At 70.0% G+C, this 22,425-nt stretch carries 24 protein-coding genes; 8 read left to right on the top strand and 16 right to left on the bottom strand.

The genetic code is table 11. From position 1 onward, the window contains the following. The first annotated feature begins 1 nt into the window (after position 1). The gene (locus FBY35_RS01420; protein WP_142212025.1) at positions 2 to 2,938 is read left to right on the top strand and encodes an ABC transporter permease; all 2,937 of its coding nucleotides are present in this window, start codon (positions 2 to 4) and stop codon (positions 2,936 to 2,938) included. Between the two features lie 217 nt (positions 2,939 to 3,155). On the opposite strand, the gene FBY35_RS01415 is transcribed toward FBY35_RS01420, so the two are convergent. From FBY35_RS01415 to acsA, 6 genes are read right to left on the bottom strand one after another with little or no spacing between them, the layout of a single operon-like run. After that, the gene (locus tag FBY35_RS01415; protein WP_142212024.1) at positions 3,156 to 3,350 is read right to left on the bottom strand and encodes a hypothetical protein; all 195 of its coding nucleotides are present in this window, start codon (positions 3,348 to 3,350) and stop codon (positions 3,156 to 3,158) included. Then, positions 3,347 to 3,607, bottom strand: a complete 261-nt coding sequence (locus FBY35_RS01410; protein WP_142212023.1) for an acyl carrier protein — start codon at positions 3,605 to 3,607, stop codon at positions 3,347 to 3,349. The genes FBY35_RS01415 and FBY35_RS01410 overlap by 4 nt, the downstream gene beginning before the upstream one ends. Further along, positions 3,604 to 4,995, bottom strand: a complete 1,392-nt coding sequence (locus FBY35_RS01405; RefSeq protein WP_142212022.1) for a 2-oxo acid dehydrogenase subunit E2 — start codon at positions 4,993 to 4,995, stop codon at positions 3,604 to 3,606. The genes FBY35_RS01410 and FBY35_RS01405 overlap by 4 nt, the downstream gene beginning before the upstream one ends. A 2-nt stretch (positions 4,996 to 4,997) precedes the next feature. Further along, a complete protein-coding gene (locus tag FBY35_RS01400) occupies positions 4,998 to 5,996 on the bottom strand; it encodes an alpha-ketoacid dehydrogenase subunit beta (RefSeq protein WP_142212021.1) in 999 nt (332 codons plus the stop codon). 2 nt (positions 5,997 to 5,998) lie between these two features. Beyond that, positions 5,999 to 7,081 (bottom strand): pyruvate dehydrogenase (acetyl-transferring) E1 component subunit alpha, encoded by a 1,083-nt coding sequence (gene pdhA / locus FBY35_RS01395; RefSeq protein WP_142212020.1) that lies wholly within the window; start codon positions 7,079 to 7,081, stop codon positions 5,999 to 6,001. Further along, the gene (gene acsA / locus FBY35_RS01390; RefSeq protein WP_142212019.1) at positions 7,078 to 8,868 is read right to left on the bottom strand and encodes an acetate--CoA ligase; all 1,791 of its coding nucleotides are present in this window, start codon (positions 8,866 to 8,868) and stop codon (positions 7,078 to 7,080) included. The genes pdhA and acsA overlap by 4 nt, the downstream gene beginning before the upstream one ends. 123 nt (positions 8,869 to 8,991) lie before the next feature. On the opposite strand from acsA, the gene FBY35_RS01385 reads away from it, so the two are divergent. The 7 genes from FBY35_RS01385 (at position 8,992) to FBY35_RS01350 (ending at position 12,931) form a co-directional block, all read left to right on the top strand. Continuing rightward, positions 8,992 to 9,276: a hypothetical protein gene (locus FBY35_RS01385; RefSeq protein WP_142212018.1), complete on the top strand. Its 285-nt coding sequence runs from the start codon at positions 8,992 to 8,994 to the stop codon at positions 9,274 to 9,276. Positions 9,277 to 9,347: 71 nt separating this feature from the next. Then, positions 9,348 to 9,614 carry an SHOCT domain-containing protein gene (locus tag FBY35_RS01380; RefSeq protein WP_186356842.1) on the top strand — a complete coding sequence of 89 codons (267 nt, stop codon included), beginning with the start codon at positions 9,348 to 9,350 and terminating at the stop codon, positions 9,612 to 9,614. Positions 9,615 to 9,672: 58 nt separating this feature from the next. After that, positions 9,673 to 9,915 (top strand): DUF2933 domain-containing protein, encoded by a 243-nt coding sequence (locus FBY35_RS01375; RefSeq protein ID WP_142212017.1) that lies wholly within the window; start codon positions 9,673 to 9,675, stop codon positions 9,913 to 9,915. 445 nt (positions 9,916 to 10,360) lie between these two features. Continuing rightward, positions 10,361 to 11,137: a PspA/IM30 family protein gene (locus FBY35_RS01365; RefSeq protein WP_142212015.1), complete on the top strand. Its 777-nt coding sequence runs from the start codon at positions 10,361 to 10,363 to the stop codon at positions 11,135 to 11,137. Next, positions 11,134 to 11,412, top strand: coding sequence for a PspA-associated protein PspAA (locus tag FBY35_RS01360; RefSeq protein WP_142212014.1), 279 nt, complete (start codon positions 11,134 to 11,136; stop codon positions 11,410 to 11,412). The genes FBY35_RS01365 and FBY35_RS01360 overlap by 4 nt, the downstream gene beginning before the upstream one ends. Before the next feature lie 5 nt (positions 11,413 to 11,417). Beyond that, a complete protein-coding gene (htpX, locus tag FBY35_RS01355; RefSeq protein ID WP_142212013.1) occupies positions 11,418 to 12,335 on the top strand; it encodes a zinc metalloprotease HtpX in 918 nt (305 codons plus the stop codon). Positions 12,336 to 12,352: 17 nt separating this feature from the next. After that, a complete protein-coding gene (locus tag FBY35_RS01350) occupies positions 12,353 to 12,931 on the top strand; it encodes a PspA-associated protein PspAB (protein ID WP_142212012.1) in 579 nt (192 codons plus the stop codon). 295 nt (positions 12,932 to 13,226) lie between these two features. On the opposite strand, the gene FBY35_RS01345 is transcribed toward FBY35_RS01350, so the two are convergent. The 10 genes from FBY35_RS01345 to FBY35_RS01295 form a co-directional block, all read right to left on the bottom strand. Then, a complete protein-coding gene (locus FBY35_RS01345) occupies positions 13,227 to 14,096 on the bottom strand; it encodes a universal stress protein (protein WP_142212011.1) in 870 nt (289 codons plus the stop codon). Between the two features lie 773 nt (positions 14,097 to 14,869). Next, a complete protein-coding gene (locus FBY35_RS01335; protein WP_142212009.1) occupies positions 14,870 to 15,499 on the bottom strand; it encodes a V-type ATP synthase subunit D in 630 nt (209 codons plus the stop codon). Continuing rightward, positions 15,496 to 16,896 carry a V-type ATP synthase subunit B gene (locus FBY35_RS01330; protein WP_142212008.1) on the bottom strand — a complete coding sequence of 467 codons (1,401 nt, stop codon included), beginning with the start codon at positions 16,894 to 16,896 and terminating at the stop codon, positions 15,496 to 15,498. The genes FBY35_RS01335 and FBY35_RS01330 overlap by 4 nt, the downstream gene beginning before the upstream one ends. Beyond that, positions 16,893 to 18,590 carry a V-type ATP synthase subunit A gene (locus FBY35_RS01325; RefSeq protein WP_260848654.1) on the bottom strand — a complete coding sequence of 566 codons (1,698 nt, stop codon included), beginning with the start codon at positions 18,588 to 18,590 and terminating at the stop codon, positions 16,893 to 16,895. The genes FBY35_RS01330 and FBY35_RS01325 overlap by 4 nt, the downstream gene beginning before the upstream one ends. A gap of 20 nt (positions 18,591 to 18,610) precedes the next feature. Further along, on the bottom strand, positions 18,611 to 19,129 hold the full coding sequence (locus tag FBY35_RS01320) for a hypothetical protein (protein ID WP_142212006.1): 519 nt from the start codon (positions 19,127 to 19,129) through the stop codon (positions 18,611 to 18,613). Beyond that, complete coding sequence (locus FBY35_RS01315) at positions 19,126 to 19,344, bottom strand: hypothetical protein (RefSeq protein WP_186356841.1); 219 nt, start codon at positions 19,342 to 19,344, stop codon at positions 19,126 to 19,128. The genes FBY35_RS01320 and FBY35_RS01315 overlap by 4 nt, the downstream gene beginning before the upstream one ends. A 2-nt stretch (positions 19,345 to 19,346) precedes the next feature. Then, a complete protein-coding gene (locus tag FBY35_RS01310; protein WP_142212005.1) occupies positions 19,347 to 19,763 on the bottom strand; it encodes an ATP synthase subunit C in 417 nt (138 codons plus the stop codon). Next, on the bottom strand, positions 19,760 to 21,157 hold the full coding sequence (locus FBY35_RS01305) for a V-type ATPase 116kDa subunit family protein (RefSeq protein ID WP_186356840.1): 1,398 nt from the start codon (positions 21,155 to 21,157) through the stop codon (positions 19,760 to 19,762). Before FBY35_RS01305 ends, FBY35_RS01310 begins: the two co-directional genes overlap by 4 nt. Further along, positions 21,144 to 22,043, bottom strand: coding sequence for a V-type ATPase subunit (locus FBY35_RS01300; RefSeq protein WP_260848460.1), 900 nt, complete (start codon positions 22,041 to 22,043; stop codon positions 21,144 to 21,146). The genes FBY35_RS01305 and FBY35_RS01300 overlap by 14 nt, the downstream gene beginning before the upstream one ends. Beyond that, on the bottom strand, positions 22,040 to 22,402 hold the full coding sequence (locus FBY35_RS01295) for a hypothetical protein (RefSeq protein ID WP_222123089.1): 363 nt from the start codon (positions 22,400 to 22,402) through the stop codon (positions 22,040 to 22,042). The genes FBY35_RS01300 and FBY35_RS01295 overlap by 4 nt, the downstream gene beginning before the upstream one ends. Positions 22,403 to 22,425 lie beyond the last annotated feature (23 nt).

The raw sequence follows: 22,425 nt of genomic DNA, 5'->3' as shown, positions 1-22,425 counted from the left end.
CATGTACCCCAACCTGTTGGCTCCGCTGCTCATCGCCCTTGCGATCGCGCTCTCAGCCCTCGTGCTGGTCGCCGTCCGGCAGCCGGTCTCCCGCCGTCTGGCCTTCCGCCAGCTCGCCCGCCGCAGGACGGAGGCGGCGCTCGTGATCAGCGGTTCGGTGCTCGGGACGGCCATCATCGTCGGCGCGTTGGTCGTCGGCGACACCTTGAACTTTTCGGTACGCCAGGAGGCGTACCGGACTCTCGGGCCGGTCGACGAGCGCGTCATCGCACCCGCCGGTCCGGCCGGGCGGGGCATCGCCCAACGGCTGGGCGCACTCTCCGGAAATCCCGACATCGATGGAGTGCTGAGCGCCCAGGCCACACAGGCGGCAGCGGTCAGCCACCCTGGCGGCCAGCCGATCGCCGAACCGCGGGCGCTGGCGTGGCAGATGGACTTCGCCGAGGCGTCCCGCTTCGGCCGCGCGGGTGGCGACCCGGGGCTGGGCGGCGCGAACCCGAAACCGGGCCACGTCGTCGTCAACGAGCCGCTGGCTCGGTCACTGAGGGTGGGTGTTGGGCAGCGGGTCACTTTCTACCTGTTCGGGACACCGCAGACGTTCCGTGTCGACCGCGTTGTGCCGGAGCAGGGGCTGGCCGGTGTGGGGCTGGGCGGCAGGCTCAACCGCGACGCATTCCTGCCTCCGGGCACCCTTGACTCCGCTGCCCGTGCCGCCGGAGCGGAACCCCGCTCGGTCACCTTCGTGTCCAACCGCGGCGGCGTCGAGGGAGGCGACGCGCTGACCGAAGAGGTGACTGCGGACATCCAACGGACCCTGGGTCTGGTCGCCGAGCAGGCCGCAGTGGAAACGCCGAAACACACCGTGCTGCGGGAGGCCAAGGTCACCGGGGACACCCTCGGCGCGCTGTTCCTCATGATCGGCAGCTTCAGCATCATCGCGGGAGCCCTGCTGCTGGTGAACATCTTCGTCATGCTGGGCGAAGAGCGGAAATCCCAACTCGGCATGCTGCGGGCAGTCGGCATGAAGCGCTCGCGCCTGGTCGGGTCCTTCACCCTCGAAGGGGCTGCCTACGCGCTGCTGTCAGCTCTGCCGGGCGTCGCCATCGGTGTCGCCGTCGGCTGGGGAGTCGCCGTGGTGGCCGCGGAGATCTTCCAGGGCTGGTCGGTCGGCGGGAGCAGCCTGCAGATCGTCTTCGCCGTCACCCCCACCAGCATCCTCAACGGGGCGGCCATGGGTCTGCTCATTGCGTTCGTGGCGATTCTCGTGACGACGGTGCGGATCAGCCGCTTCAACATCATCGCCGCCATCCGGGATCTCCCTCCGGGGACCGGACGCAAGCCGCGCCGCAGGCTGCTGGTCATCTCCAGCACACTGGCGCTCCTTTGCGCACTCGCCGCCGTACCCGCCCTGGCACGCAGCCAAGCTGAACAGACCTACCTCATGCCGGCGCTCGCCATCGCCTTCGCCACCCCGGCCATGCTGCGCGTCATGCCCGGACGCACCGCCATCACACTGGCGGCGGGCGCCGTACTCGCCTGGACCCTCGTGGCGCCCGTCGTCCGCCCCCGTATCTTCGACACGCCCTCCATGGCCGTCTACGTCATCCAGGGCAGCCTGGCCGCGTTCTCCGCGGTGGTGCTGGTCAGCGAGAACCAGAAGGCGCTGGTGCGCCCGCTGCGCCCGCTGCTGGAACGCCCCTCGGAGTCCGGCCTGGCCGCGCGGCTCGCGGTCGCCTACCCCCTGGCCAAGCGGTTCCGCACCGGAGCGACGCTGGTGATGTACACGCTGATCGTTCTCGTCCTCGTTCTGCTGACCGAGATCTCGGGCATCCTCAACGCGAGCGTGAACACTGTCGTCTCCGACGCCACCGCCGGATACTCCCTACGGCTGGACTTCAATGCCCAGGTCGCACGTGATCGTCTTCTGACGGACCTGCGTAGCGGCCCGTCTGCCGGCCAGATCTCCGCCGTCACGCCGCTGCTGAATGCCACCGGCCAGGCCACCGACCCCGGGCATCGCACCAGCTCGCCCCTGGACACCGCGGTCGTCGGGGTGCCCGACGGCGCGATCACAGGCATCGCCTTCGGTGACCGGATGCCCGGCCTGCGCGACGACGCTGCGGTCTGGCGCGCGCTCGCCGCTCGTCCGCAGTACGTCGTGATCGACGCGTTCTTCGGCAGCACCGGCGGCCCCAGCGGCGACTACTACGACGCCGGTGACAAGCTCGCCCTGACCGATCCGCGCACCGGCAGGACCGAACAGAAGACCATCGCCGGAGTCCTTAAGAACGGCATGGTCTTCTACCCGGGTACCGGCGCCAGTTCGACGGTGTATCCCGTCGTGATCGGTGAGACCGGCATGCGCGACCTCTTCGGCACGGAGGCCCAGAACGCCTCCGTACTCGTCAGAACCCGGCCCGGGGTGTCCCCCGACACTCTGGCGACCCAGTTGCAGGGCGAGCAGTTGTCGTCCAGCCTGGTCGCCACGCCGATCGCCTCCGATGTGCGCCGCCAGTTCGACTCCAGCACCACCTTCTTCCGCCTCATGCAGGGCTTTCTCGCTCTGGGACTTCTTGTGGGCGTCACCGGCCTCGGGGTGGTCATGGTCCGGGCCGTCAGGGAACGGCGTCGCACCATCGGAATCCTGCGGGCGCTCGGCTTCAGGGCCCGGACAGTCCAGCGGTCCTTCCTGTGGGAGAGCGCTTTCATCGCCGTGGAGGGCATCGTTCTGGGCTCGCTGCTCGGGGTGCTCACCACGTGGCTGATGTATCGCAACAGTTCCGCGTTCGCGGGCCTCGAGGGAGGATTCCCCATCGAATGGGCCAGCATCAGCGTGCTCGCGGCAGCGACGTTCGCCGCGTCCCTCCTGGCCACGATCGGGCCGGCTCGCCGCGCCGCCGCCATCCGCCCGGCTCTCGCCGTTCGCATCGCAGAATGAAAGCGGCTCCCGCGTCACGAGGGGCAACATGCGGACTCAGTACGTCAGTTCATGCTGCGCTCGGCCGCCGGCCGGCCAGATCGTGCGGGCGGGAGGTGCCGTTCCGAGCCGCGTACCCGGATGCGACATGCAAGTGGGTAGAACCAGCACTCTGGCGCTGACCGATCACTCCCCGAGCGAAACGATACGTCTGTATCGGAAGGGTGCCCACCCCTCCCTAAAGCCCTTGGGAGAGGAGGAGTTCGTGCGCCAGCCGCGCGCCGCGGGCTGCCCGCTTCTCCATCTCAGTGTCCTCTGAGGGGATGTCCTCCAGTCCTTCGGCCAGTGCTCTGACGGCCTGTGCCAGGATCTGCACCTGGGACTCCAGGGTGCGCAGCCTTTCGTGCTCGTTCGGGGCAACGTTCTCAGTCATCGCACGTCTCCGTTCTCTGTACGGTCGACGAGGAAGCCGGCGCTGCCGGACAGTGTGGTGAAGAACACCGTGTCCTCGTCGTCGATGCGTATGCCGGTGCGTTCGCCGAGGGTCTCGACGAAGCTCAGGAAGTCCAGCGAGTCCATCTCGAGGACGTCGCGGAACGCGTCGTCCGGCCCCAAGGCGCCGAAGTCGGCATCCGGGATGACGCGGGCGATTGACTCCTTGACCACGTCCAGTGCTTCGGTTCGGTTCACAGCTGCTCCGGGTTCTGCAAGAGGCGGTCGACCGTCGTCAGGTAGCGGGCCCCCACGGCGCCGTCCGTCGCTCGGTGGTCCGCCGAAAGGGTGGCTGTGACGACGGGCCGTACACCCAGCAGGCCGTCGACAGCACACGGCCGGTCGCCCACCCGCCCGAAGCCGACCAGGGACACCTGCGGCGGGTAGATCACGCCGAAGACAGACTCCACGCCCTGATCGCCGAGATTGGTGACCGTGATCGTCGAGTCGGATACCTCCGATCCACGCAGCCGGCCCGTGCGGGCGCGGACAACCAGGTCCTTCAAGGCGGTCATCAACTGCGGGAGTTCGAGGCTGTCAGCGTCGTGGAGGGCGGGGGCGATGAGCCCGCCGCCGCGCAGGGACACGGCCACGCCGAGGTGTACGCCGTCGCCGGCGGTGAAGTGGTCGTCGGTCCAGAAGCCGTTGAGCTCGGGGACCTCGCGAGCTGCGCGGGCCGCGGCCTTGAGTAGCAGGGCTGTGGGAAGCAGTCGCTCGGCGACCCGGCTGCGCCGGTTGTGCTCGTGCAGCCAGTCCATGGCGGCGGCCATGTCGACGGTCGTGGACAGGTAGTAGTGCGGGATGTCGCGGTTGGCGCGGCTCATGAGGCCTGCAATCGCCTGACGCATGGCCGTCGCCCGGTCTTCGGAAGGATGCGCAGGGGCGGCGACATCGGGCGAGGGCGGGGCCGCGGTCGCCGGGCCGGGGGCTGCCTTGCGCACGTCCGCGGCACGGACGGCGGAGTCCTTGCCGGTCCCGGTCACCGCGGCCAGGTCGACGTCCAGTTCGGCGGCGAGCCGCCGGGCGAGGGGGGTGGCCCGTACGCGCAACGGCTGAGCAGCAATCGCGGCAGCCGTGGCCCGCTCGACGTCGGTTCGGGTGACACGCCCTCCGCGCCCGGATCCGTGGAGGGTATCCAGGTCGATGCCGCTGCGCTCCGCGGCATGCCGGAGCAAGGGGCCCGCTTCGGTGTGCCCGCGTTCGTGGGCAGCGGACGGCGCCGGAACCCCGGCGCGTTCGGGTGGGGTGGTGGGCGTCGCGAGGGTCGGCGTCGAGGGGACCGGTCGTTTCCCCTCGGCCTTCTCGGCCTTCTCGGCCTTTCGATGCTTCTCGCGTTTCTCGGGTCCTTCTGCGGTCGGCTCGATCACCGCGAGCGCCGCGCCGACCGGCACCGTCGTGCCCGGCTCGACGAGCAGCTGCCCCACCATCCCGGTCTCGAAGCACTCCACCTCGATCGTCGACTTCGCGGTTTCGACGACCGCGACGGCATCGCCTTTATGGACCTGGTCACCGGGCTGTACCAGCCATTCCTGGAGCGTGCCCTCCTCCATGTCGGCGCCCAGGGACGGCATGGTGAACTCGGCCATGGTCACTCCACCACCCGGTGCGCCGCCGCGACGATGTCGGCGGTCTGCGGCAGGGCCGCCTCCTCAAGCCGCCGGGCATATGGAATGGGGACTTCCGCGCTGCACACTCGCTCCACAGGTGCGTCCAGGTCGTAGAACGACTCCTCGGCGATGCGGGCGGACACCTCAGCGGCGAGGCTTCCGGTGCGCCATGCCTCATCGATGACCACGACTCGGTGCGTACGGGCTACCGAACCGGTGATGGCCGCATCGTCGAGGGGACGGAGCGTGCGCAGGTCGATCACGTCGGCGCTGATGCCTTCGGCGGCAAGCTCGTCCGCCGCCGCGAGGGCTTTGGGCAGCGAACCGCCGTACGTGATCAGGGAGATGTCGGTGCCGGGGCGGCGGATCGCGGCGTGTTCCAGATCCACGGGGGCGGTGGGAGGAGGGAGTTCGCCCGAGGCGTTGTAGAGGCTTCCGTGCTCGAAGATCAGTACGGGGTCGCGGTCAGCCAGCGCCGGGGCCAGCATATGGCGCGCGTCCTCGATGGTGGCCGGTGCGAGGACGCGGATGCCGGGAATGTGCGCGTACCAGCCCTCCAGACTGTGCGAATGCTGTGCGGCGAGCTGCCGCCCTGCGCCCGTCGTCATGCGGATCACCAGCGGCACGGGCAGCTGGCCGCCCGACATGTGCAACAGCGTGGCGGCGTTATTGAGGATCTGGTCGAGGGCGAGCAGGCTGAAGTTCACGGTCATGATCTCGACGATGGGCCGCATCCCGGCCAAGGCCGCGCCGATGCCCGCGCCCACGAACGCGGATTCCGACAGCGGGGTGTCGCGAACCCGTTCCGGCCCGAACTCCTCCAGCAGGCCGAGGCTGACGCCGAAACATCCGCCGTACCGGCCCACATCCTCGCCCATGAGGAAGACGCGATCGTCGGAGCGCAGGGCCTCACGCAGGGCCTCACGCATCGCCTCCCGGTAGGTGGTCTTCGGCTCCTGCGGCTGCCCGGTGGCGCCCATGGTCAGTTCACCTCCACCGGAGCACTGGTGACATGGCGGAGCAGGTTTTCGGCCGGTTCCTCGGGCGCCTGTTCGGCCGTTTCGACGGCGCGGTCGATCTCGTCGGTGACCTGCTGCTCGATCCGGGCGAGTTCCTTGTCGCCCAGCTCATCGTTCTCGCGCATGCGGTCCACGAGGCGGGTGATCGGGTCCCGGTTCTTCCACTGTTCGACCTCCTCCTTGTCCCGGTAGCGGTCCGGGTCGTACATGGAGTGGGCGCGGAAGCGGTAGGTGCGCAGCTCCAGGAAGTGAGGTCCGGCTCCGGCCCGGATGCTCTCGGCAGCCCGGCGGGCGGCCTGCTCGACGGCTTCGACGTCCATGCCGTCCACGGCCCAGGCGACCATGCCGTACGATGCGGCACGCATGGCCAGGTCTGTCTGTGCCTCGTGCCGCTCGATGGCTGTGCCCATGGCATAGAGGTTGTTCTCGCAGACGAGCAGCAGCGGCAGACCCCACAGGGCTGCGAGGTTCGCCGTCTCGTGGAACTCGCCCTCGGCGAAGGCCCCGTCACCGAAGAAGCAGCACGTGACGCGGGGCCGTGCGCGCATGCGGTCGGCGAGAGCGAGGCCGGCGGCCAGGGGGAGCCCGCCGGCGACGATCGCGTTGCCGCCGTAGAAGCGGCGGCTTGCGTCGAACAGATGCATCGATCCGCCCCGGCCACCGCTGCAGCCGGTCGTCCTGCCGTACATCTCGGCCATGACGGCTTCGGCCGGGATTCCGCGGGCCAGCGCGTGGCCGTGCTCGCGGTAGGTGGAGACAACCGCGTCCTCGGGGGTCAGCGCCTCGCTGACGCCGACGGCGACGGCCTCCTCTCCGATGTAGAGGTGGACGAAGCCGCGGATCTTGGCGGCGCTGTACAACTCTACGCATCGCTCCTCGAAGCGCCGGATGCGCGTCATGGCCTCCAGCAGATTCACCTTGTGCCCGATGCCCGGCCGGTCGTCGGGAAGTTCTGACGTCGTGCTCTGCTTGCTCGTCGGGGCCTTCTTCGCAGGCGTCGAGGTCGCCGAAGGCTTTCGGGTGCGGGTGCCGCGTGCGGGGCTCATGCCGATCCCTCCAGGGTGGACAGGTCGCCGGTGGGCAGGCCGAGTTCGCGGGCGCGCAGCACTCGGCGCATGACCTTGCCGCTGCGGGTCTTGGGCAGGTTCTGGTCGAATGCGATCTCCCGGGGTGCGACGGCGGGGCCCAGCCTGCGGCGGGCGAAGGCCAGCAGTTCGCGTTCGAGATCCGAGCTTGGCTCGATGCCGGGGCGCAGCGACACGAATGCTTTGACGATGTTTCCGGCGATGGGGTCCGGCCGTCCGATTACTCCGGCTTCGGCGACCGCCGGGTGTTCCATGAGCGCGCTCTCCACCTCGAACGGGCCGATCAGGTGGCCTGCCGACTTGATGACGTCGTCGGCACGTCCCACGAACCAGTACCAGCCCTCCGCATCCCGCCTGGCCAAGTCACCGGTCAGGTACCAGCCGTCGGCGAACGCGGCCTGGTAACGCTCCTTGTCGTGCAGATAGCCGCGGAACATGGACGGCCAGCCCGGCCTCAGCGCCAACTCGCCCTCGACGTCCGGGTTCTCCACCTGCGTGACCTTGCCGTCGGTGATCAGCGCCCGGCCGTCCTCGCCGCGCTTGAGCACGGCCGCCTCGACACCGGGCAGCGGTCGCCCCATCGAGCCGGGCCGGATGTCGCATGCCGCGAAGTTCGAGATCATGATGCAGCCGGTCTCGGTCTGCCACCAGTTGTCGTGGACCGGCAGGCCCAGCACCTCCTGGCCCCACACCACGGCCTCGGGGTTGAGCGGCTCACCGACGGAGGCGATGAACCGCAGGGCCGACAGGTCGTACGAGCGCGGCAGGTCGTACGGGCCTTGGCGGGGTGTGGCGCGCATGAGCATCCGCAGGGCCGTGGGTGCCGTGTACCAGACGCTGACCTGCTGTTCACCGAGGATCCGGTACCAGCGCCGGGCGTCATAGTCGCCCTCGTCGACGACGACTGTCACACCGTGGGCGAGCGGGGCGACGATGCCGTACGACATGCCGGTGACCCAACCGGGGTCCGCAGTGCACCAATACACGTCCTCGGGGTGCAGATCGAGCGCGGAGGCAGCCGTGGCCTGATGGGCGACGACCGCTTCGTGGACATGGATCGCACCTTTGGGTGTTCCGGTGGTTCCGCTCGTGAAGTGCAGCAGAGCCATGTCTTCCGGTGAGGTCGGCGGGATGATGAAGGAGTCGGAGACGGAGGACATGAGCTCGTCGAAGGAGACCGTGCCAGTCAGCTCCTCGGCACCCGGCCCGACGATGAGCACCTGCTCGAGCCCGGGCAGCGAAGCTCGGCGCTCGGCCACCTTGCGCTGGTACAGGGCCGCGGTGGTGACCAAAACCCGGGCGTCACCCAGACGCAGCCGCTGCTCCACCGGGTCAGGGCCGAACGCCGAGAAGAGCGGGCACAGCACGCTGGTGTTCTTCAGCGTGCCCAACACTGCCGTGTAGAGCTCAGGACAGCGGCCGAGCAGGGTGAAGACCCGGTCTCCATGGCCGACGCCGAGCGACCGCAAGGCGTTCGCGAAGCGGGCCGTACGGCGGGCCAACTCGGTGTAGGTGACAGTTGAGACGGCGTTGTCGCGGGCGACGCACTGCAGCGCGACCTTGTCCCCTGATGCAGAATCCGCGTGCCGGTCGACCGCCTCGTGTGCAATGTTCAGCCCCCCGCCCGGCAGCCCGGCCAGCGCAGTACGTGCCTGCGACCAGGTGAAATCGGAACGAGCCAGTTCGTAGTCGGCGAGATTCGGGGTGACACCGGGCGCGGTGTCCTTATGGATCGTCTCCCAGTGCATGGGCGCTCCTCCCGATGCATGCCTCTGCCTCCAGAGTCGCCGAGCCTGGGCCGGGCCGCACTGCGACCGGCCCTGATCGGGACTCGGGAGTGTCCACCAACCGGGGGCGCAGCACGCTGCCAGGTGTTCGGAGCGGTGTGGCTGCTGGGCCTGGCGCAGCGGCACCTCGACCGGTCGCTGCGCCGGATCGGTCCGGCTGTCAGCCGCAGTGCCTATGGGGCGTTCATCATGCGGGAACTGGTCCTGATCAGGCTCGCCGTCGTCCTGCGGCCCGTCCCCGTGCCATGGACGCCTCCGCTGGTCTTCGCCGACATGAACGCCGTGGTCGACACCAAGCAGGGGCTGACCGGCCCAGCAGGTGGGGACCTTCAGACCCTGCTCACATCGGCGCTGGAACAGAGAGGCTGACAGCAAGGGAAACCACCCCGACGACGACCGTCGGGGCCGCTTGTCCGGCTTGACATGGGGAGTGACACGCGATGATGTTCTGGTTCGACCACGACGTCAGCGGGTGGGGCTGGTTCGCGATGTCGGCCGGCATGATCCTGTTCTGGGCGCTGATCATCACCGTTGCCGTGCTGCTCTTCCGCGCCCTGGAACGCCCGCACGAGCACACCCGTACCCCCACTGGGCCTGCGCCAGAGCAGCTGCTCGCCGAGCGGTTCGCCCGTGGCGAGATCGACGAGGAGGAATACCGGCGCCATCTGAGCGTGCTGCGCGGTGCCGGCCCCGGTACCCATCCCTGATGTCGAGGCTGCGCACGTGCGGCCTGGGCACACCATGCGGCCCTTGAGGAGGCCCACTATGAGCACCAGCCAGCGCAACTACGGCCTGTACGCCATCGCGCTCGCCATCGTCGTGGTCAGCGCACTGGCGCTCGGAGTGCCCGTCGGCACCCTGGTCCTGCTGGGCGTCGTCATGGTCTGTCCGCTGATGATGTTCTTCATGATGCGCGGCATGCACGGCGGCCACCGCGGATCCGGCCAGGACAGTGACCCGACGGACCGGCTGCGTAAGCACGACCGGCACGCATCCGGTCGGCCGTAGGTCGGCCGGTCCGCGCGGTACCGGGCGAGAGCGTCATGGCTGCCGTGGTGGCCATCCTGAGCGGGGCACTGATCCTCGCGGCCGTGGTCTACGACCTGGCTCGCCTGATCACCCCCGACGAACCCCGCTGCCCGCCACTGGCCCGACTGCGGGGCTCTTGTGGGGTGCCGGCTACATCGCCGCAGCTCTCGTCCATGCCGTCGCCGCACTCGCCGCGACACCCGCGCTGCTCAGGGCCCGGCTGCAGCCGGGAGGAGGCCGTGACCGCCCGAGGCACGCTACGGCCTGGGGCGGGTGGAGCTGCCGGGACGGGGGCGTGCCCGGACAATGGAAGAGCCATGGTCGGGGCTGTGACCTGCGGCGGCAGACGCCGCTGCGCAGGTGCCCGCAAACGGCCCGGCCGGTCTCTCCCGCATCGCCCAGAAGCCGAGAGGAAGGCGTTGTCATGACCAGCATCACTCACCGTATCGCCGCCCTGTTCCGGATCAAGGCCAACAAGGCGCTGGACCGGGCCGAGGACCCGCGCGAAGTCCTGGACTACTCCTACGAGCAGCAGTTGGGGATGCTGCAGAAGGTACGACGTGGCGTGGCCGATGTGGCGACCAGCCGTAAGCGCGTCGAGCTGCAGGTGAACCAGTTGCAGCAGTCCACGGGCAAGCTGCAGGACCAGGCCCAGCAGGCGCTCGCGGCCGGTCGGGAGGATCTGGCCCGTGAGGCGCTGACCCGCCGGACGGCGGTGGCCTCGCAGATCACCGATCTGCAGGGTCAGCAGGCGTCTCTGAGGGAGCAGGAGGAGAAGCTGACCCTGGCTGCCCAACGTCTGCAGGCGAAGGTGGACTCGTTCCGTACCCGCAAGGAGACGATCAAGGCCACCTACACCGCGGCCGAGGCCCAGACCCGGATCACCGAGGCCGTCACTGGCATTGGTGAAGAGCTGGGCGATGTGGGCCTGGCCATGCAGCGCGCCCAGGACAAGACCGAGCAGATGCAGGCCCGCGCCGGTGCGCTGGACGAGCTGCTCGCCTCAGGGGCGTTGGAGGACGCCACGCTGCCCGCTGGGCGGGATGACATACAGGCCGAGCTTGAGCGCGTGACCGCGGGCAGTGACGTCGAAGCGGAGTTGGCCCGGATGAAGGCACAGCTGCCGTCCGCTTCCGCCCCGGCGGCGGTGGAGGGTCCTGATGCCCCGAAGAGCCTGTCGGACCAGGAGGCGACATCATGATCATGCGGATTCTCGGCGAGGGCCAGTACGAGATCACCGACGAGTACCTGGACCGGCTCAACGAGCTGGACTCCGCCCTGCAGTCGGCCGCCGACGCGGGCGAGGAGGCGGCGTTCACCACCGCCCTGTCGGCCCTGCTGGACGCGGTACGCAGCCTGGGCACGCCGCTGCCGGACGAGCAGATCACGCCGTCCGACCTGGTGCTGCCCGATGCGGGCACCAGCCTCGCAAAGGTGCGGGAACTGCTGTCCGACGAGGGTCTGATCCCGGGGTGAGGACGATGCACAGCCGCTTTGAGCCCGATCGGCAGCTGACCGCCCGCATGGTGGTCACGATGTTCCTGCTCGGGCTGGTGTACGTGGTGTTCATTGCTGCGCTGATCGTTCTGCTGAAGTCCGTCGTCCTGGTGGTCGTCATCGCCGCTGGGCTGCTGGGTGCGCAGTACTGGTTCTCCGACCGGATCGCCCTGTACGCCATGCACGGCCGCCTCGTCACGGCCGACGAGCAGCCCCAGCTGCATGGCGTGATCGACCGGCTGTGCGCCACCGCGGACATGCCCAAACCCCGGGTGGCCATCTCCGACATGGACCTGCCGAATGCGTTCGCCACCGGCCGCAACGCCAACCATGCCGTCGTGTGCGTCACCACCGGACTGCAGCGCCGCCTGACAACTGAGGAGCTCGAAGGCGTCCTCGCCCACGAGCTCTCCCATGTCGCGCACCGCGACGTGGCTGTGATCACCATCGCCTCGTTCCTGGGCGTGATCGCGGGGCTCGTCGTCCGCTTCGCCTTCTACTCCCAGCTGTTCGGCGGACGCGACCAGCGCGACCAGAACACCGCCGTCGCACTCGCGGCCGTCATGGCGGTCTCGGCCCTCGTCTACGCGCTCAGTTTCCTGCTCATCCGGGCACTGTCGCGCTACCGCGAACTGGCCGCAGACCGTGCCGGAGCCATGCTGACCGCGAAGCCATCCGCTCTGGCCTCGGCGCTCACCAAGGTCAGCGGGGACATCGCCCGTATCCCTACTCAGGACCTGCGTACCGCCCAGGCGTTCAACGCGTTCTTCTTCACCCCCGCCCTCGGGCCCGGAACGGCGCTGGCCAACCTGTTCTCCACCCACCCAAGCCTGGAACGCCGCCTCGAGGCCCTCGCGGAGATCTCCGCCGAGCTGGGCGAACCGGGCAGCCGGACGGCATGAGAAGGAGCTGAGACCCCGTGGGTTTCCTGGATTCCCTGCTCGGCCGGTCCAAGCCGGTCAAGCCCGACCTGGACCAGCTATTCGGCCTCCCCTCGGCGGCGATCACGCTCCAGGCAGCGATCGGCTTCACCCCGACCGGCGCGGGCTCGGTGTGCTTCGCCTCCATCGAGGGCGGGGCATTCACTCAAGTCCAGCAGGAAGTAGGGGCCCTGCTGGACGCCGACTCCGAACGTGCGGGTGCGCCGGTGGAGTTCAGCCGTGACGACTACGGGTACTCATGGCTGCTCTCGCGCCGCGATCCCGAGAGCCTGCCCGCGCTGGTGAGCGATCTGCACGCGGTGAACACCGCACTGCAGGACAGCGGCTTCGGACCACAACTCCTGTGCTCCCTGGTCTCCTTCCGCGACACCGAGCTGCGCCCCCTGGCGCTGGTCTACCTCTACAAGCGCGGCACCTTCTACCCCTTCGCGCCCCTTCCCGGCCAGAAACGCGACAACCCGCTGGAACTCCAGGCCAAGGCCGTGGTCAAGGACGACCTGCGCATCGAGCAGGACCTGAGCCGCTGGTTCCCGCTGTGGGGCGCCCCCGGCCTGTGAAGGAGCGGCAACGGTCCGGGGAGGTGGCACGTGACAGGAGTCGACACCCGTCGTGCCGGCGGGTCACCTGGCGACCGGGCGGTGTTGGCGGCGGCCGGGATGGAAAAGTCCTGTCGAAGCCGCCGACAGAAACCGCCCCCACGAGGGCGGCCGGGTGAGGCCACCAGCGGCCTGTCACGTGGTTGGGCGGGTGACGGATCCGGGCGGGCGAGACCACCCACGTGGCCGTGAAGGCCACAGCCACCCCACGATGCGTGCTGGATGGTCAGCGTCCTTCCCGCTGCGCCGGCTCGGCTCAGTCATGGGGGACGACGGCCACAGGGCAGCCCGCGTGATGGATGGCGGCGGTGGCCACGGGACCCAGGCGTGGCGCCAGGGCGGGACCGTGCTTGCGTCGGCCGATGACCAGCAGCCCGGCGCCCTTTGCGGCCCTTACCACGACCTTGGCGGGGCTTTGGAGACCGATGCTGTCGACCACCTCCACGCGCGGAAACTTCTCTCGCCAGGGACGCAGCGCCTGGCTCAGGTGCTTCTGCGCGTCCTGCGTCATCTCTTCGGTCACGTCGTGGTCCATGCCCCACGGAAGATGTGCATGGAGCGGCACGCTTTGTCCATGGACCACCCGAAGAGGCATGCCCCGCGCCGAGGCGGTGGCGAAGGAGAATTCGAGCAGGTCGTCGCATGGGCCGTGCAGTTTCAGTGCCACCACCACGCCGCCCGCCGTACCCGGAGTGGAGCCTTCTTCGCGCGTTTCGGCACGTACGAGGACCACCGGCCGCTCGGCCCGTGCCACGACGGTCATGCTGATGTCGCCCAGGAAGTAGCTCTCAACGGGCTCCAGCCCCCGCGAACCGAGCACGATCATCTCGGACTCCGATGCCGCTTGAAGCAGTGCGGTCTGGGCGTCGTCGGCGACCAGGTTGCCGACAATGGAGAGGCCCGGGTGGCGCGTCTGGAGCTCCGCCCGCGCGTTGTGCACGATCCGCTTCGCCCAGTAGTTCTGATCCATCTCTGATGGGACGTGGGTCGGCTCCGGCACCAGCAGGGGCCACGCGTGGAGCAGGCGCAGCGTGAGCTTGCGCCGCTCGGCTTCGTCGGCGGCCCAACGGGCAGCCGCAAGACTCTCGGGTGTGCCGTCGAGGCCCACGGTGACGACTGGCTCCATGGCGACTGCCTCCGTCTCGGAAGACGCTGGAATCACGGTGAGCGAATGCAGCTGTCCGGACTGCTGTCGTCCCCCGTGCCCTGGCTGGTGGGCGTGCAGGCGACCGTGAGGTGTGCTCGATGGTGACCATCTGCGCCAATGCGCCGAGCACGGCCGTTTCTCATTCGAGGAGTACCCCATATTTTCCTGCGGCGCATGTGGACCCCGATGTGGCAGGGCTCGGGCAGGCGCGGAAATCCGGCAGGAGGAGGCTGGCGATTTTGCTGGTGGTTGGCATCGACGGATCCGAGGCGAGCCTGTCGGCAGGATGCCGATCGGCCGCGCTGGACTGGGCTGCCGACGAGGCAGTCCGACACGACGTGCAGCTCCAGAGGGACCGGCGGGTGAGGGACTCCTGGAGGCCGCGTCAGGCGCCGGCCTGCTCGTCGTCGGAGCCCGCGGGCGACGAGAGGAGACGCTGCCGTCGACTCCCACGGCGAGGTACCCGGTCCTGGGTGGTGTGTTCCGGATTGCTGACCACAACGACAGGACAGTTCGCGGTCTTCTCGGCTCTCGCCTGGAGCGCCGACGAGGCCGTACATGCGAGATTCTGAGCGGCGTTCTGACGTGCCGGTGACCGCACAGCTCTTGCGGTGGCATCGCGCGGGGCGGTGGCGCGAGAGGGCCGCAGGGGCCCAGGGAAGGGCCAAGGTCCTGGGTGTCGGGCCGTACTCTGGGCAGGCTGCTACGCCCCGAACGCCATACGGGACAGAACGTGCGGCAGCAGGTGAGCACTACGGCGTCGTCGGCCTGGCCGGCACATCGGCGGCCCATCGCCGCCGTATCAAGTCCTCGTGCTCCGACTGCTCCAGCGCCAGGTCTGCCGCCGCGAGTTCCTCGGTGAGTCGTGGAATCCAGTGCCTGCGCAGTGCACGGGTCCGCTGCCGGGTCCGTTCCGCCTCGGCCCCGACCAAACGGGAGGCGGTGCGGGCAGCCGAGTAATCCGCCGCGGCGCGCACCGCCTCGCGGTACGCGGCCTCGGCGCGGGCAAGGGCTGTGTTCACCGGTGCTGTCTCATCCAGAGACCGGGCCGCCGGCGTCCAGACAACTCCAGACGGGTGTCGTACTCCCATGGAGGTGGTCCATTCGATGGTGACGTCCGCTCGGTCCGCGACAGCGGATGCCTCCAGGGCCCCTTCCCCGCTCGTGACCAGTCCTTTCAGCAGCCAGGTCTCGGCGTCCGCCAGCAGCTCGAGCCAGGCGCGGCGCGCGCTCTCCTCGGTCTCCTGGAGGCTCTGCTGACGGCCTCGGAGGATTCGCAGTTTCTGCTCCAGCAGGTCTGCGCCGCGCAGTGCCACTTCCAGGTTGCGGCGAAGGCGCAGCCGCCCGGCCCGGCCGGGAGGAACACGCCGTGCCCGGGTCATCCGTCGCCCCCCACGTCCGCGGCTTCGTCGCCGAGGGCGTCGAGGAACTCGGCCGGAATCATGCCGAGCTGACTCCGTGGCAGGGTGCGCAGCACCTGCCAGGCGCGGTCCAGGGCCTCGTCGAAGGGACGGTTCTCGTCGGGCCGCTGGGCCAGGAAGTGGTCCAGGAAGGCCTGGTCGAGGTCCAGATACTGCTCGTCGGTCGGACTCAGGGCCGCTCGTCCGATCAGGTCGGCGAGCTCGCGGATCTGCCGGGCCCGGGCGAGAGCGGCGAGCAGTTGGGCGGCGACGTCCAGATGGTCGGCCCGCGTCCGGCCTCGCCCTGCCCCTTTGCGCATCAGCCGGGAGAGCGAGGCGAGGGGGTCCACTGGCGGGTAGACACCGCGAGCGTGGGCCTGCGGGGACAGCACGATCTGGCCTTCGGTGATGTACCCGGTCAGATCGGGAACCGGGTGGGTGATGTCGCCGGCCGGCATGGTGAGCACCGGCAGCACGGTGAGGGATCCGGGCGCTCCCCGGATCTTGCCGCACCGCTCGTACAGCGAGGCGAGGTCGCTGTAGAGGTAGCCGGGGTACGCACGGCGGCCCGGAATCTCGCCCCTGGCGGCGGACACCTCTCGCAGTGCCTCGGCGTACGCGGTCATGTCGGTCATGACGACCAGCACGTGCCGTCCCTCCTCGAAAGCCAGATGCTCGGCGACAGTGAGAGCCACGCGAGGGGTGAGCAGCCTTTCGATCACCGGGTCGTCGGCGGTGTTGAGCATGAGCGCCAGCTCGCCCGCACCGAACCGCTCCGCGAGGCCCGCGCGGACGCCGGCGGCATCGGCGTGTGTGAGCCCCATGCCGGCGAAGACGACGCAGAAGGGCTCGCCCCCGCTCGTCGACTGAGCCGCGATCTGAACGGCCAGTTCGAGATGGGGCAGCCCGGCCGTGGAGAAGACCGGCAGCTTCTGACCGCGCACCAGCGTGGTGAGCACATCGACGGCACCGACACCGGTCAGCACCGGCTCGGCCGGCGGCTCACGCCGCACCGGGTTGATCGGGGAGCCCCCGACGGCGGCGTCGGCGGAACCGAAGACCGGAGGGCCTCCGTCGATCGGCTCACCGCGGCCGTTGCACACACGTCCCAGCCAGCCGGCTCCGACGGGAATGCGCAGGGGAGTACCGGCGAACGCAACCCGGGTGCGGTCGGCAGCCATTCCGGCCGTACCCTCCAGGACCTGGACCACGGCGAGGTCGCGGTCGACTTCCAGGACGAGTCCGTACCGCTCTTCGCCGGAGTCGAGACTGATCCGTACGAACTCGTCCCAGCCGACGTCTGCCACACCCTCGACGACGGCGAGTGGCCCGCGCAGCTCCCGGACGGCTGTGTACTCGATCTCTCCCCAGTCGGTCACGGGACCAACTCCCGGAGCCCGGCGAGAACTTCGTCCCGGCGGGCGTCCACACCGGCGGCATCGTCCGGGCCCACCTCTTCGCGGGCGCGCAACAGAGGTGTGAAGTCCGCCTCTTCGACGGCTTCGGCCGCTGTGCCCGATTCGACCAGGTCCCGGCAGCGGCCGACGACCGCCAGGACGGCATCCACCAAGGCGGCTGTCTTCTCCGGCGCGCAGTAAGCGTCCAGCTCCGACAGTGCGTTCTGTTGAAGCACGCCCTCGCGGACCAGGCGGCCGCCGAGGACGCTGACCCGCTCCTGTGCGGGCAGCGCGGTGATGCCCACGAGGTCGACGAGGTCGGCAAGCCGGTCGGCTTCCGAGAGCAGCCTGGCCACTTTGCCACGGCGCTCCGCCCAGACCGGATCTCCAGACTGGGCGTGGGCGACGGCGAGGGCACCGACCTCGCGGGAGAACGAATCGGACCAGGAGACGGCGGGGTAGTGCCGGGCGTAGGCCAGCTCCCGGTCGAGGGTCCATACGCACCGCACGAAACGCTGTGTGTGTGCAGTGACAGGTTCGGTGAGATCGCCGCCGGGGGGCGAGACAGCACCGATCACGGAGACCGAGCCCTCTCGACCGCCCAGTGTCCGTACCGCTCCGGCCCGCTCGTAGAACGCCGCGAGCTCCGAGGCAAGTCCGGCGGGATAGCCCTCCTCGGTGGGCAGCGCGCCCATGCGGGAGGCGAACTCACGCAATGCCTCGGCCCAGCGGGATGTCGAGTCGGCAATGACCACGACGTCGAGCCCCATGTCCCGGAAGTACTCGGCGACCGTGGCCCCGGTGTGGATGCTCGCCTCCCGGGCCATCATCGGCATGTTCGAGGTGTTGGCGATGGTCACCGTGCGGTCGGCGAGCCTGCCCCCTGTCCTCGGGTCGTCGAGCGCGGACAACTCCGCGATCACGTCGGCCATTTCGTTGCCGCGTTCGCCGCATCCAACGTAGACGATCACATGAGCGTCGCACCACTTGGCGATCTGCTGCAGAAGCACTGTCTTGCCCGTGCCAAAGCCTCCCGGAACGGCGACCGCGCTGCCCCGCGCCACGGGGAAGAGGAGGTCGATGGCGCGTTGTCCGGTGGTGAGCGGCTGTGCGGCCGGCAGGCGCTCCCGTACGGGGCGGGCGCGTCGGACCGGCCAGGGGGCCGCCATGCGAACCTCGGTGTCCGTCACGACGGCCAGCACCGCTTCGGCCGGGTACCGGCCCACCGGGGCAACGCGCGAGACCGTACCCGAGCAGCCAGGGGGTACCAACACATTGACGGGCACGGGGCCAGGGCCGCCGGTTTCGCCGACAACCTCGCCCTCGTCGACCTGTTGACCCTCTGTCACACGGGGGGTGAACGGCCACGTGCGCTCGTCGGACACAAGAGAGCCCGAGCCGGTGACAAGTCGGTCCCCGGCCCTCTGAAGCGGCCGCAGCAGACCGTCGTAGACGCCGCCGAGCAGCCACGGACCGAGCGGTACGGACAACGGTCTGCCCTGCGGGTGTGCCGTATGTCCGGGAGCCAGGCCGCCGGTGTACTCGTACGCCTGGACAGTGACCACGTCGCCGGCGATGGCCACCACCTCTGCGGGAAGCCTGACGTCTCCGAGAAGCACAACGTCATGCATGGCGGTACCGGCAGTGCGGTTGAGCTCGACCAGAGGCCCCGCCACCCGCAGGATCCGCGGCGGGCCTACGGCGCCCACAGGGACTCCGCCTCCACGCCGGCCCTGTCCAGTGCACGAGTCGCCAGGGCCGTCAGGCTGAGGTCGGCCCGTCTACCGGGCGCAACGGCCACCATTCCGCCGTCGGCGTGCTCGGTGATCTGCGCTTTTGGCCCGAGCAGCAACCTGGCCCGCGCCTGAAGGGATGCCTGTACGGGGGCGGAACGCCGGCCGGCCTGCTGGACGCGTTCGACGACGCGGCGGCGCAGTTCCCGGTACGTCTCGCCCTGGGCGGCGAGTTCAAGGGCCCTGGCCGTGCCGCGAGCATGCGTGCGCTCCTCCGCCGCGGCCGAGGCGCCGTCGGCTTCCCCCTCTCGCCGGGCCCCGTCGAGGATCTCCGCGGCCTGTGCACGGGCCGCCGCCAGCGCGTCGGCTGCGTCCTTGTGCGCCTCGGCGAGCAGCTTTGCCGCATCGGCCTCGGCCTCGCGCCGCAGCTCGGCGCGTGCGGGCTCCAGGGCGTCCGCCGGGTCGGTGGGCGGGAGGGTCATGGCATCACCACCACCAGTGGCCGGACGCTCTCCAGCGCGACGGCCCCGAGCGCCTGTGCGGCCGCCGGGGTGAGGATGACGAGCGTGGCCCCTTCGGGCAGCGCCTGCCAGGCGCGGCGGACCTCCTCCGGATCCTCGGCCGCACGGATCGTGACACCGGCGAGACTCAGCCCGCCCACCCGGACCTGTTCTCCGATGGCGGCCACGGTTCCCATGGTCAGGCCTTCCCGATGAGCAGGATGGCGACGACCAGGCCGTACACGGCGATCCCTTCCGCGAGTCCCACGATCACCATGGCCCGCCCGAAGAGTTCGGGCCGTTCGCTCAGTGCCGCCAGCGCCGCGGCTCCGGTGTACGCGACGGCGATGGCGGCGCCGATAGACGCCCCGGCCACCGCAATGGCGGCCCCGATGAGTGCTGCCGATCCGACCCCCTGATCTGTGGCGGCCTGGCCTGGGGAAGCCTCGGCCGCACCTCCGAGAGCCGTCGCCAACAGGACGAACGCGCCACCGAGCAGAGCGAGGTTGGAAATCAGAAGCCACCGCACGGCTCCTTTCCCGCGCCGCCGGGCCAGCAGACGTACGGCCCAGAATCCGGCCGCCAGAACGGGCATGACGACGAGCCAAGTGATCACGAGGTCACCTCCAGATGTCCAGTGGGCACGTGCCAGGGTCGGAACGGTCGGCCCTGAGCTGTGAAGACACGGGAGAAGAGTTCGTAGAACTCCAGCCGCAGTGCCTGTACTCCGGCGACCAGTGCTTCAAGTGCGAAAGCGACCGCCGTACCGGCGACGAACACGAGCGCCGCTCCGATCAGCGGCAGGGCACCTCGCGACGCAAGCCCTGAAGTGGCGCGCCAGACCAGATCTCCGAGTGCCGCATGGGTGAGACCGAAGGCCGCGAGGCGGGCGAAGGACACGGTGTTTGTGCCGATCCGCACCACGACATCAAAGAGCTGGACGCCGGTCTGGGCCGCTCCGCCGAGCCCGCCGGCCGTGGCTGCGTACAGCCCGGTCACGGTCAGTGCCAGTCCTGCCGAGGCGAGCACCACCCCGGCCACGGCATACCCAGGGCGGTGGAGAAACAGACCCGCGCCGCCCAGTGCGAGTCCCAGGAAGAGTGTCAGGCCCGCGGTTCCCGAGGCCGCGTACAGGGCATTGGCCGGGCCGCCCTCCCGCCAGCGGTTCACGGTCCCGCCCACATGGGCGAGTACGAGCAGTACGGCGCCGAGCCCGATCGCGGCCACGAGCAGCTGCTCCGGCTCGTCCAGAGGGTTCAGCCACAGAACCGGAAGGACCCCGGTGGGCCCGAAGAACTCGCCGTAGGCGATCCCCGCCAGGGTCCCGGCGATGCCCGCTCCGGCCAGGAAAGGCCAAAGGTGGCGCAGCGGCAGCAGTTTCCGTGGGCGGCCGAGCCGCAGCAGCAGCGCACCGAGGAGCAGCAGCGCACCGTGACCGGCGTCCCCGAACATCACACCGAACATCGCCACATAGGAGATCCCGGCCGGCCAGGTCGGGTCGACATCCGCATAGGGCACCGTGCCGTAGGTCGTCACCAGAGGTGTGAACGAGCCCTGGGACCGCCCCGTGGCGCGCAACTGCGTCGGCGGATCGATCCCACGGGGGACCGGCAGCCGCACCAGCGCGGCTCCGGTGCCCGCGAGCCGCTCAGCCAGGCGGACGGCTTCTCCGGCCGGGCACCAGCCGGCGAGCGCGGCCACGTCCCCGCGTTGGACGGCAGCGCCGAGTCGCTCCTCCAGCTGGGCCTCACCCGCGAGGAGCCCGATGCGGTGCTCCCGCTCCAGGACATGAAGGTCGGGCGCCTTGGCAGCCAGCACCGGAGGGGCCGGGGGAGTGGGCAGGCTCTGAAGCAGCCGCGCGGCCGGGCCGGGGCTCGCCTCCTCTGCCCGGTCGAGCTCCACGCATCCCGCATCGGCGATCCGCACCAGCGTCTCCCTGAGCACCGCACGTGGTGCGACGACTGCCACCCGTTGCATACGCACCGGCGCCATGACCTCAGACCACGGCATCGAGCACCTCCAGGGATCCGCCGCCGCGTGCGGCGAGCTCCAGCGCGGCCCGAACCCGCCACGCGTCCACGGACAGCACGGCGACGGCGCCCACCACAGGAGTGAGGCCATAGCCCCTGCTGTGTGTCATGGCGATGCCGTCCTCCTCCAGGGCGGTCCACCACCGGGCTTCCGCCCGCCACAGCTCGCCCGCTTCGGTGATGTCGTCCACTGGCCAGCGCGCGTGGCGGGGCAGGAAGGCCCGGAACTCCTCGAAGGACGAGGCTTCGATCGCCCGTCGGCCCAGGAGCTCGCGGGCATGACGGGCTGTCGGCTCCGTCAGGGGACGGCCGTGGACGAACAGCTCACGGCCCACCAGAAGGGCGGCGCGGCCGGTGGCCCACCGCCGCGCGGGCGGCAGCCGTTCAGCGGTGCGGGCGGCGGCCGAGATGCGCATACCGGTGGCCATCGCGGCCGGTGAGTCCCCGCCCGGATCTCCCCATGCCGAGGATGTGAGCACGGCCCGCAGTTCGCTCGGTGCGGCTGCCTGTCCGATCCGGCGCGATGCGGTGGCCAGTGCGCCCAGCCTGTACGGCTGCGGCGCCGAACCGCCGGAAAGCGACCGCAGCCGCCTCTCGGCGTTGGCGATCTCGAAACCGGTGGCCAGCAGCCTCAGGGCATCCGCCCCGGTGTGCGGGAGCCATCCCGCCAGAACCCGCAGATGCCACAGGAGAGTTGCTGACACCGCCCGCTGCGCCTGTGCCAGCGTGGCGTCCGTCGTGACGTATCTGCGGTAGGGCGTGGCACCGAGCTGTCGCAGTGCATCGCCCAGTGTCGCGGCAGCCGCCACCTCCCGGGCGCCCGAGACGCCCAGACTCCGGGTGATCAGGGCCCGCGCCCTGATCACCGCCCCGACCCACCCGGGGCCCATCGCGGTATTCCGGTGTCGTCCGGTCCAGGGCCGTCCAGCCCCCGGAACGCTTCGGCCACCAAGCGGTCGACCACCGCGGGCATCCGCTCCGCCGCCCGGCGCCGCAGCTGCGCCGCGGTCTGCTCGCCCACTGCGAGCGATCGGGCCGCATCCTCGCGGGCTGCCAGCAGCAGGGGCGCGGCCGCGACCTTTCGTTCGTGTGCGGCCCTGCCTCTGGCCTCGGACACGATCCGAGCCGCTTCTGCGCCGGCCTCCTGGCGGATGACCGCTGCCTCCCGGGATGCCGCGGCACGGATCGCGGCGGCCTGTTCCTGGGCCTGAGTCAGCTGCGACAAGGAAGACTCCAATTCGGCAGCCA

The sequence above is a fragment of the Streptomyces sp. SLBN-118 genome, assembly GCF_006715635.1.
GTDB lineage: Bacteria > Actinomycetota > Actinomycetes > Streptomycetales > Streptomycetaceae > Streptomyces.
This window is presented reverse-complemented; position numbering and strand designations above follow the sequence as displayed.